This is a genomic window from Roseomonas sp. BN140053, assembly GCF_047690175.1.
Taxonomy (GTDB): domain Bacteria; phylum Pseudomonadota; class Alphaproteobacteria; order Acetobacterales; family Acetobacteraceae; genus Roseomonas.
The window spans coordinates 45,426-56,287 of sequence record NZ_JBLLEB010000020.1 but is presented as its reverse complement, the minus strand read 5'-3'; the positions used below and the strand labels follow the sequence as shown (position 1 = coordinate 56,287).

The window sequence follows — 10,862 nt, the reverse complement described above, 5'->3', positions numbered from 1 at the left end:
TCCCGGCTGGCGACCCCGTTCCGAAGCCGCATCGTTTTGCTGGTGCATCTTGGCCGGAGGCGCCGCGCGATGGGTAGGGGCGATCAACGGATGTCACGGGATTTTCCCGGGGGCGGCAGGGGGACTGGGCGGGCGCGCCCTGCCCTGCCCGTCCGGCCAGCTCGCCGCCGGTTAGGCGGCGGAGCGGGCGAGCCGCGCGGCCTCGACGAGGCCGGACACGCCGGGATGGTCGGTCTTGCCGGTTCCCAGCCGCGGGCAGGGCCGGCACCGGCATCATCGGGCGGGGGGCGCCTGCGCGGCGCCATCCTGGCCGCAGCTCCACGGCGGGCAGGAGGGTGATGGACAGGTGGGGGAACCAGCGCATCGGCAGCCGCCCGCGCATGCGGCGGAAGCGGGTGAACTGCAGCCCTCCGCGGATCGACGGGCCGCCTGTCGAGTGCTATTGAGAGGCACTTGCAGTATGACCTCGGCACGCCGGACGGCTTTCGCACGCCGGGCGGTCCGGGGCCGTGAAACCGAGAAGGCCCGCCATGCCAGCACCCGACACCCGCGGCCACCATTCCACGCCGTCGCTTTCGCGCCGGCATTTCGTGGCCCTGCTCGGGGCCGCGGGCGTTGCCTTGCGCGCTTCTCCGGGCCGGGCCGCGCCGGTTGCGGAGAAGACGGTCCGCTTGGCGCCGGGCTTGTACGAACTCGTGGTCAGCGCCACCACCGACCTCCTGCACGTCGCGAGCACCGGCGAGCGCGGCGCCAACAACGCCAAGGTCTTCGGCCTGGACCTGCGCACGCTGGAGGTGCGGTCGAGCATCGACCTGGGCACCGACGCGGTGTTCGGGCTGGGGCTGAACGACCGCACGGGCACGCTGTTCGGCACCGACACGCGCGGCGGCAGGCTCCTGGCGATCGACCTGCGCAGCGGCACGGTGAAGGCGCGCATCGCTGAGGGTGAGGGCGCGCATATCCGGCAGGTGGTGGTGGACGAGGCGCGCAACCGCGCCTTCGTGTCCATCTATGGCCACCAGGACAAGCCGAGCGCGATCTGGGTGGTGGACACGGCCGCCAACGCGGTGTCGGGCGTGATCCGGCAGGGGCTGGAAGGCGGCATCACCGGCCTGGCCTTCGATCCCGCGGGGGAGCGCCTTTTCGCGACGGCGCTGTCCAGCAACGAGATCGTGGAGGTCAGCCTGGCCAACCAGGGCGCGGTGCGGCGCTTCGCTTCCGGTGGGGAAGGCCCGATCAACATCGCCTTCAGCCCGGCCGGCGGGCGGCTGTTCTGCACCAATCAGAAGAGCGGGCAACTCGCGGTGCTGGAGGCTGCTTCGGGGCAGGTGGTGCAGCGCCTGGACACGGGGGCGGGCGCGCTGGGCGTGACCCTGTCGCGCGACGGCGCGCTGGCCTACGTGGCCAATCGCGGCGCGGGCACGGTCAGCGTGGTGGACACGCGGGCGCTGGCGGTGACCGCCAATCTGCGCACCGGCACGCATCCCAACACCGTGGCCATCGACCACCGGTCCGGCGTTGCCTACGTGTCCAACAAGGCGCGCATGGCGCCGCGCGGGCAGCCGCCGGTGGCGGACCCCGAGGGCGACACGGTGACGATGATCCGTCCCTGACAGGGTCGGCGATACGGTGCGGCGCTGGGCGGGGTGCCGCTCGGGGCCGCCGGGAGGGAGAAGGAATTCTCCCTCCCAGACCCACCCTCATCTTTTTTCGGGAGCTGCCGGGTCTGGGTGGACAGGTCCGGTGCTGGACGGCCCGGAAGATGATTCATTCTGCGCAGCGCGGATTGTGGCCGCAGTCGCCGGAGGGCGTGGCCCTCCTGCGCACCCGACATGTCAGCCCAGCCTGCGGCAGCACCCCGAAAAAAGATGAGGGGGAGGGTCTGGGAGGGGGAGAATTCCTTCTCCCCCTCCCGGGAGCGTCGGCCGCTCGTGTGAGCACGGTCCGCCGCGTGCTGGGTTAGCCCACCATGTGGCGGCGCAGGATGGGCGCGATGGCGGCGGTGGCCGTACTGCCCACCATTTCGCCGTGCAGGGCGGGGATGTCCACCACCTCCAGCCGCGCCGCGAAGGGCGCCCACATGGCGGGGGACAGGGCGCGGCCGCCGTGGTCGTGCGCGGCGCGGAAATGCAGCAGGGTGCCGTCGAAGCGGCGGTGCCGGTGTTCGCGCACCAGGCGGTTGTTGCCCTCCACCACGCGCACCACGCCGTCCAGCGCCGCATCCGGCAGGCGGCCGAGCGGCGTGCCGCCGCGGCGCAGGACGTCCAGCACCGCGGCGCGTTCCATGGGCAGGTCCGGGTGTTGCGCGGGATCGTGGCCGGCGATGCGCAGCAGGGCGCGGAAGACGGCCGCCGCGTCCGGTTCCGGCTCGGCGCGCCAGGCATCGGCGGGATAGGCGTCCAGCAGCGCCACGGTGCCGACCGCCTGGCCGAGTTCGCGCAACCGCACCGCCATGGCCTGGGCGATGATGCCGCCCACCGACCACCCCGCGAGGTGGATGGGACCGGGCAGCTTCGCGGCGAGGACGCGGTCGGCATAGTCGGCGGCCAGGGCCTCCAGGCTGGCGGGCGGCGGCACGGCGGCGTCCAGCGAGGGCGCCTGCAGGCCGAGCACATCCCGCTCCGGCGCCAGGGCACGGGCGAGGTGGCCGTAGCACCAGCTGATGCCGCCGGCGGGATGCACGGCGAAGAGCGGCGGGCGCCCCTCCTCCCCCGCGCCGAGGCGGATCAGCGGGCGCAGGCCGTTGTCGGCGGGTGGCAGGGCACCGGCGTCGAGGAGGGCCGCGAGGCGGGCCACGGTGGGGTGCTCGAACAGCGCGCCAAGACCGGGATCGCGGCCGAAGCTTTCCTCCACGCGCAGCATCAGGTCCACGGCGAGCAGCGAATGGCCACCGAGGTCGAAGAAGTCCTCCTCCGCGCCGACCCGCGGCAGATCCAGCACTTCCGCGAAGAGGACGGCGAGGCGGCGCTCCGTTTCCGTTTCCGGCGGGCGGCCCTCCCCGTGCTCCATCTCCGGCGCGGGCAGCGCGGCGCGGTCCAGCTTGCCGCTGCTGTTCACGGGCAGCGCGTCCAGCGCGACGAAGGCGGCGGGCAGCATGTAGTCCGGCAGACGGGCCGCGAGGTGGGCGCGCAGCGTGGCGGCGTCGTAGCCCTCCCCCGGCACGAGATAGGCGACGAGGCGAAGGTCGCCGGGCCGGTCCTCGCGCGCGATGACGCGGTTCTGGCGGATGGCCGGACAGGCGGCGATCGCGGCCTCGATCTCACCCAGCTCGATGCGGAAGCCGCGCAGCTTCACCTGCCCGTCGGCGCGGCCGAGAAACAGGATCGCGCCGTCGTCGCGGAAGCGGGCCAGGTCGCCCGTGCGGTACATGCGCTCGCCGGGGCGGAAGGGGTCGGGGATGAAGGCGCGGGCGGAAAGGTCGGGGCGGCCGAGATATTCGCGCGCCAGCTGCACGCCGGCGATGAAGAGCTGGCCGGTGACGCCCTGCGGCAGCGGGCGCAGCGCCGCGTCCAGCACGTAGAGCCGGGTGTTCCAGACCGGGCGGCCGATCGGCACGGGGTTGCTGCGATCGCTGGCCGAGGCGTCCCAGTGGCTGACATCCACCGCGGCTTCCGTAGGGCCGTAGAGGTTGTGCAGTTCCGCCCGCAGCGTGGCGTGGAAGCGGTCGCGCAGCTCGGGTGTCAGCGCCTCGCCGGAACAGAAGACGCGCGTCAGCGACAGGCCGCGCGCGGCAGGATGGGCAAGGAAGGCGGCCAGCATGGAGGGCACGAAATGCGCCGTCGTGACGTGCTGCTCCCGGATCAGCCGGGCGATGGCCGCGGGGTCGCGGTGCGCGCCGGGCGGCGCCAGCACCAGGGTGGCACCGGCGATGAGGGGGAGGAAGAACTCCCACACCGACACGTCGAAGGTGGCGGGCGTCTTCTGCAGCACGCGGTCGCGGGCGGTGATGCCGTACTGCGCGCGCATCCATTCGAGGCGGTTGACGATGGCGCGGTGCTCGATCACCGCGCCCTTGGGCTCGCCGGTGGAGCCGGAGGTGAAGATGGCGTAGGCGGCGTCGCTCGGCGCCGGGCCGGCGGGGGCCGTGCCGTGCTGCGGCCAGGCGGCGGGCGGCAGCGTGTCCGCGGCGCCGGGCAGGGCTGCCGCAGCCAGGACGAGGCGCGGCTGCGCCACGGCGAGGATGCGGGCGAGCCGGTCGGCGGGATGCGCGGGGTCCAGCGGCAGATAGGCGGCGCCGGCGCGCAGCACGCCAAGCAGCGCGACCACCAGCTCGGGCGAACGGTCCAGCGACACGGCAACGAGGTCGCCGGGGCCGATGCCGCGCGCGGCGATGGCCCCGGCCAGGGCGGCGCTGCGTCCGTCGAGTTCGCGGTAGCAGAGCGAGCGGTTCTCGAAGACCAGCGCGGTGGCCGAGGGGTCGGCCGCCATCGTTGCCGCGATCAGCGCCGGCAGGGTGGTGTCGGGCACGGGATGCGCCGTGTCATTCACCGCCTCGACGAAGCGATGCGCTTCCGCCGGCGTGGCCGTGGCCACCGCGGACAGGCGGCCGGCGGCCAGGGCGGCCGCGACGAAATGCGCGGCGCGGGTGGCGTGCGCGGCGGTGTCGGCGGCGGAATACAGGTCGGGATTGGCTTCCACGTCCAGGCGCAGCGCGGCGGCGCCGGGATCGGTGCGCAGGTCGAAGGTGATGTCGTCCACCGGGCCGGTGCCGAGCAGGTGCAGCTCCGCGTCCAGGCCCGGAAAGGCGGGGATCGCATGGAAGGGCTGGATGTTGACGATGGCGCCGTGCAGGCGGCGGCCACCGCCGACGCGGCTGAGGTCGCGGCGCAGCTGCTCACCGCGATAGCGGCCGTGCCGGCGCAGCCGGGCGAGCTGGGCCACGATGTCCTCCACGGCCTCGCCCAGCGGCACGTCCTCGACCATGCGGATGCGCAGCGGCAGCACGTTCATGGTGGTGGCCGGCACGCGCGCGGCGGCGCTGCCGAAGCGGTTCATGAAGGTGACGCCGACCACCGCTTCCGCCTCGCCGGTCATGCGTCGGCAATAGGCGCCGAGCAATGCCGTGAGGAGGTCGGGCCAGGCGAGGTCGTGCGTGGCGGCCAAGCGGCGCAGGGCCTCGCCGGTCGCGGCGCCGATCGCCGCGTGGGCGCGGTGGGCACTGCGGGCGGTGCGCGCGTGGCCCGCCGCGATGCCGGTCACGTCGGGCGCCCCGGCCATGGCGTCGCGCCAGTAGTTCGCGTCGGCGATGCGCCGGGGCGAGGCGCGATAGGCGGCGTCCGCTTCAGCCGCGGCGGTGAAGGGCGCCAGGGGCTGTCCGGGGTCCGTGCCGGCAAGGCGCGCGGCGTAGAGCGCGGCCACCCGGCGCACCAGCAGCTCCGTGCCGAAGCCGTCCAGCACGAGGTGATGGGCGCGCTGGTACCAGAGGTGGTGGTCGGCGGAGAGCCGGTAGAGCCGCTCGGCCGCGAGGCCGCCGCAGGCGGGGTCCGCGGGCGTGGCCATGTCGCGCGCCATGGCCGCACGCGCGGCGGCGAGCGGGTCGGCTTCGCCCGACAGGTCGAACACCTCCAGCCAGGGGCGCAGCGCAGGGTCGAGGCGCTGCACGGCCCCGCCGGGCGCATCGTGGATGCGCAACGCCAGCGAATCCGCCTCGGCCACGGCGCCATCCACGGCGGCGCGAAAGGCGTCCACGTCCAGCGAACCGCGGAAGGCGATGAACTGTCCCGTGTTGAACACGGGATTGCCGGGATCGAGCCGCTGCGCGTACCAGAGGCCTTCCTGCGCTTCGGTGAGCGGCAGGTCGATCCCCGCCGCGCCGCCGCCGTCAGCCACCGGCACGCTTCGCCATGGCGCGCTCGGCCGCGGCCCACCAAGCGTTCAGCGTCAGGCTCTCGGCCAGCTCGCCAAAATCCAGCTGCAGCCCGCCCTCGGTCCAGCGCAGCACGAGGCCCATGGCGCGCATGGAATCCAGGCCGAGGTCGTTCAGGTCGTCCTCGTCGCCGATCTCCTCGGGCGGCATGCGCAGGGTCCGCGCGAGATCGGCGCGCATGCGGTCCCGCGTCATCGGCGGGGTGTTCTGGTCGGCCATTCCGTTTCGCTCTTTCCGGTCAGCCCGCGCTGTGTTCGGTGGCCAGCAGCTGCGCGCGCAGGCGGGCGCGCAGTTCCTTGCGGCTGACCTTGCCGACCGCGGTGGTTTCGAAGCTGTCCACCAGCACCACTTGGTCCGGCACCTTGAACTCGGCGATGTCGCGCTTGCGCATCCAGGCTCTCAGCGCGGCCGGGCGCGGGCGCTCGCCGCGCGGGATCACGAAGGCGCAGGAGCGTTCGCCCAGGAATTCGTCGGGCACGGACACCACGGCGGCGTCGAAGACGTCCGGATGGGCCAGCAGGTGGTCCTCCACCTCCTCGGCCGAGATCTTCTCGCCGGCGCGGTTGATGTGATCGCCCGCGCGGCCCTGCACCACCAGGTTGCCCTCCGGCGTGCGGCGCACGATGTCGCCGGTGCGGTAGAAGCCGTCCGCGGTGAAGGAGCGTGCATTGGCCGCCGCGTCGTCGTGATAGGCGCGGATGGTGTAGGGGCCGCGCGCCAGCAGGTAGCCGGGCTCGCCTTCCGGCACGGGCTCGCCGAGGTCGTCCACGATCAGCACCTCGTCGTCGGGGCTGATGGGGCGGCCCTGGGTTTCGGTCACGACCTCCTCGGGGTCGTCGAGCCGGGTGTAGTTCACCAGCCCCTCGGCCATCCCGAAGACCTGCTGCAGCGTGCCGGGCAGCGCCGCGCGGATGCGGCGCGCCGCCTCGGGCGTCAGCTTGGCGCCGCCCACCAGCAGCACCCGCAGGCTGGACAGGTCGTGCCGGGTGGTTGCCGCGGCCTCCGCCCAGAGCAGGGCCAGCGGCGGCACTAGGCCGGTGATCGTCACCCGCTCGCGCTCGGTCAGCGGGAAGGCAGCGTCCGGGCTGGGCGTCGGGCTGAGCACGACGCGGGCGCCGGCATAGAGGGCGCCCATGTGGCCGGGCGAGCTCATGGGAAAGTTGTGTGCCGCCGGCAGCGCCACCAGCATGACGCTGTTTGGCCCGACGCCGCAGATCTCGTTGCTGGCGCGGAAGCTGTAGATGTAGTCGTCGTGGGTGCGCGGGATCAGCTTGGGCAGGCCGGTGGTGCCGCCGGACAGCTGCAGGAAGGCGACGCTGGAGGGATCGGGATCGCCCGGCAGCGCGGTGCGGTCGCCGTCCAGGGCGGAGAAGGGCGTGAACTCCGCCGCATCGCCGACGATCACCACGTGGCGCAGGCCGGGTGCCACGTCACGCAGATCGCGGGCCAGCGTGCGGTGGTCGAAGCCGTCGGCGCCCCGCGCGGCGGCGAGATAGGCGGCGGCCTCGGCCTTGATGGCGCAATGCGCCACCTCGGTCAGCCGGTGCGCGGGCAGCGCGTAGACCGGCACCAGCCCGGCGCGGAACAGCCCGAACACGGCGGAGAAGAATTCCGTTACATTGCCGAGTTGCACCACCACGCGGTCGCCCGGCCGCAGGCCGAGGGCGAGGAAGCCGGCGGCCGCGGCCTCGGCGCGGGCGTGCAGTTCCGCATAGGTCCAGCGCTGGTTGCCGCCGACCACGGCCACGGCGTTTGGCCGCTCGGCGGCACGCGCGCGCAGGAAGCCGGGAAAGGTTTCGCCGCGCCAGTATCCCGCCGCGCGGTAGCGCGCCGCGAGGTCGGGGGGCCAGAACTGCTGGAGAGGGATCACGGCGAGCGTCCGTCCTGTGCTGCCGACCGCGAGGCGCCCGGGCCTCGGCGAGGCATTCGCCCGTCAGGGGCTTAGAATGATAATCAATGTCAGTACCGGCCGGCGCCCGGCGGGGCAAGGGGTGGGGCGCGCTGTCCCGCCCTGCCCTGCCCTGCAGCCATTCACGAAGCGTGGCGCACCACAGCAGCGTCAGCGCGGCCGGCAGGGGCGCGGCCGCCCAGGGCGAGGCGTGGCGCGCAGGTGAGCAGCAGCGCCAGGGGCACGGTGGTGGCGGTCAGGATGCCGGTAGCGGCGCGGCTGCCAGGAGCGCGTTCCGGGTCGTTCCTGCCGGGGCGTTGGGACCCGGGCCGGGCGGAGGCCGCGGCCGGGTTTTCCGCGCGCCGCCTATCCCGGCAGGCCTGTCCCGTCGCACAGTTCGCGAAACGCGGCCGGCCCGGGCGTCAGGTCGGCCGCCTGCGCCGCTTCAGGCACGCGAGGTGCGGGTTTCCCGGGCGGTGATGAACTCCAGCAGTGCCGGCCGCCCCTGCTGCGTTTGCGCGATGCCGCGGCGGATCGCCGGGACGATCTCCTCCGGGGTGGTGACGCGCTCCCCGTAGCCGCCGAAGGCGCGGGCCATGCTGGCGTAGTCGCCCGAGATATCGGTGGCCCGGTACTTTTCCGTGGCCGCCGGCATCACCGGGATTTCCACGGCCATGGCGCTGTTGTTGAGCAGGATCGACAGGATCGGGATGCGCTCGCGCACGGCGGTCTCGAAATCCATCCCCGTGAAGCCGATGGCGGCATCGCCCCAGACGTTGATGCACAGCTTGTCCGGGCAGGCGAGCTTCGCCCCCATCGCCAGGCCGAGCCCGTAGCCGAGCTGCGTGGACTTGCCCCAGCCGATGTAGCTGAGCGGCCGGACCGATTTCCAGAAGGGCGTGAGCTGGTCGCGCGGACTGCCGGCATCGTGGGTGATGATCACCTCGTCCATGTCCACCGTGTGCTGCAGGTCCCACAGCACGCGGTAGGGGCTGAGCGGCGCATCCTCCGAGGTGAGGCTGGGCAGCCATTCCCGCATCCAGGCGGCCTCGACCTCCCTGATCTCGGCCTGGACGGGCTGCGGGTCGCGCGCCGCGCCGCCCAGCCGGGTGCGGCAGGCCTCGACCAGCGCCTGCAGAACCAGCTTCGCATCCCCCAGCAGGCCGAGTTCCGCGCGCACCTCCTTGTTGAGGTCGGCCGGGTCCAGCGTGGCGTGGATCACGGTCTTGTTCTTGGGCAGGGCGATGCCGAAAGCGGTCGCGGAGAAGCTGCACCCGATCCCGAGGATCACGTCCGACCGGGCCAGGAAGTGCGGCACGGTGCGGGGCACCGCCGCGCCGCCGGAGCCCAGCGCCAGGGGATGCGTTTCGTCGAAGCTGCTCTTGCCGGGCAGGCTGGTGCAGACCGGCGCGGCGAGGAGTTCCGCCAGCGCGCGCAGCTCTTCATAGGCGGCGGCCCAGTGCACGCCCTGGCCGGCATAGATCACCGGCCGGCGCGCCGCGACCAGCCGGTCCGCCGCGGCGGCCACGGCGGCCGGGTCGGGCCCGGTGCGGACGGAAAAGACGGGCTGGTAGTCCAGCGTGTCGCCGACCTCCTCGTCGAAGACGTCGTGGGGAAGCTCCACCACCACCGGCCCGCCGCGGCCGTTGCGCAGCTGGGTGAAGGCGCGCCGAAACACGTTGGGCACCTCGCGGCCGCTGGTGAGCGGCTCGGCCTGCTTGGCGACATGGGCCATGGTGAGGGTGGAGTTGAAGTTGGACCGCACATGCGCCAGCCGCCGCGCGTAGCCCTGGGGCATCACCAGCACGGGCACGGATTCGGCGAAGGCCTGGGCCACGGCGCCGTAGGCGTTCTCCGCGCCCGGCCCGTGCTGCATGCAGAAGGCGCCGAGCCGGCGCCCCCGCGTCAGCCGGGACAGGGCATCGGCCATGTGCAGGCCGACCCGTTCCTGGCGCACGATGACCGTACGGATCTCCGCCTGCGCCGCCGCTTCCAGCACCTGGTTGCGGGGATAGCCGAAGAGGATGTCGATCCCCTCGCGCTTCAGGATCTCGGCGATGGCGGGGGCAGTTTTCAAGGACGCGTCCTCCGGGGATGCGGATGGCGGAGTGGGGCCGGGCGGCCGGAACTACTGGGGCTCGATGCCGGCGAGCCGGACGAGTTCCGCCCAGTGCTGCAGGTCCTCCTGCAGCAGGGTGCGGATCTGCTCGGGCGGATGGGCCATGGGCTCGGTGCCGATGCCGGCCAGGAAGCTGCGCGTTTCCTCCAGGGCCACGATCTCGCGCAGCCAGCCCGACAGGCGGGCGGCGATCGGCGCCGGCGTGCCGGCCGGGACGTAGGCGGCCCACCAGGTGTCGAAGGCGTAGCCGGGCACGCCGGCCTCCGCCATGCTCGGCACGCCCGGAAAGAAGGGCACCCGGTCCTCCGTGGTGACGGCCAGGGCGCGGAAGCGGCCGTCGCGCACGGGTTCCAGTGCCAGGGCGGCATCGACGAACAGGAAGTCGAGCTGCTTGTTGGCCATGTCGATCAGCGCCGCCGCCATGCCGCGATAGGACACGGCGAAGGCGCCGACGCCGGCCCGGGACTTGTACAGCTCGGCGCACACCAGGGCCGAGGTGCCCGGCGAGCCGAAGGTGGCGTCGCCCTTCCTGGCGCGCAGCCAGGCGGTGAGCTCGGCGACGCTGCTCACCGGCACCTTCTCGGGGTTGACCATCAGCACGAAGCCCAGCCGGCACAGGGTGCAGAGCGGTTCGAAGTCGCGCAGGATGTCGAAGGCGGGGCGCTTGAAGAGATGCGCGTTGCCGGCGGCCACCGTGCTGGGCATCATGATCAGGTTGTAGCCGTCCGGCCGCGCCTTGGCGGCGGCATCGGCCGCGATGTTGCCCATGGCGCCGGCGCGGTTGTCCACCACCACCGGCTGGCCGGCCCGTTCCCGCAGCTTGTCGCCCAGCCAGCGAACAATGATGTCGCCGCCCCCGCCGGCGGGAAAGCCGCAGAAGATCCGGATGGGCGAGGAGGGATAGGTCTGCGCCCGTGCCGGGTGGAGGCCGGCGCTTCCCCCCAGCATGCCCAGGCCCGCCGTGAGGACCTGTCTGCGTCGCGTCATGC

At 73.3% G+C, this 10,862-nt stretch carries 5 protein-coding genes and 1 pseudogene; 1 reads left to right on the top strand and 5 read right to left on the bottom strand.

Going from position 1 to position 10,862, the window contains the following annotated elements; translation table 11 throughout:
- The first annotated feature begins 671 nt into the window (after positions 1 to 671).
- The gene (locus ACLIBK_RS17055; protein WP_415388485.1) at positions 672 to 1,613 is read left to right on the top strand and encodes a YncE family protein; all 942 of its coding nucleotides are present in this window, start codon (positions 672 to 674) and stop codon (positions 1,611 to 1,613) included.
- Positions 1,614 to 1,959: 346 nt separating this feature from the next.
- Here ACLIBK_RS17055 and ACLIBK_RS17050 read toward each other — a convergent pair whose 3' ends face one another.
- From ACLIBK_RS17050 to ACLIBK_RS17030, 5 genes and pseudogenes are all read right to left on the bottom strand, one after another.
- On the bottom strand, positions 1,960 to 5,829 hold the full coding sequence (locus tag ACLIBK_RS17050) for an amino acid adenylation domain-containing protein (RefSeq protein ID WP_415388484.1): 3,870 nt from the start codon (positions 5,827 to 5,829) through the stop codon (positions 1,960 to 1,962).
- Entirely contained in the window at positions 5,822 to 6,085 is a 264-nt protein-coding gene (locus ACLIBK_RS17045) for a phosphopantetheine-binding protein (protein ID WP_415388483.1), read from the bottom strand. The genes ACLIBK_RS17050 and ACLIBK_RS17045 overlap by 8 nt, the downstream gene beginning before the upstream one ends.
- Positions 6,086 to 6,104: 19 nt before the next feature.
- The gene (locus tag ACLIBK_RS17040) at positions 6,105 to 7,736 is read right to left on the bottom strand and encodes a (2,3-dihydroxybenzoyl)adenylate synthase (RefSeq protein ID WP_415388482.1); all 1,632 of its coding nucleotides are present in this window, start codon (positions 7,734 to 7,736) and stop codon (positions 6,105 to 6,107) included.
- 463 nt (positions 7,737 to 8,199) lie between these two features.
- Positions 8,200 to 9,837, bottom strand: a pseudogene (locus tag ACLIBK_RS17035) (thiamine pyrophosphate-requiring protein); the annotation flags it as partial.
- Positions 9,838 to 9,882: 45 nt separating this feature from the next.
- A complete protein-coding gene (locus tag ACLIBK_RS17030; RefSeq protein WP_415388481.1) occupies positions 9,883 to 10,860 on the bottom strand; it encodes a Bug family tripartite tricarboxylate transporter substrate binding protein in 978 nt (325 codons plus the stop codon).
- Between the last annotated feature and the right edge of the window lie 2 nt (positions 10,861 to 10,862).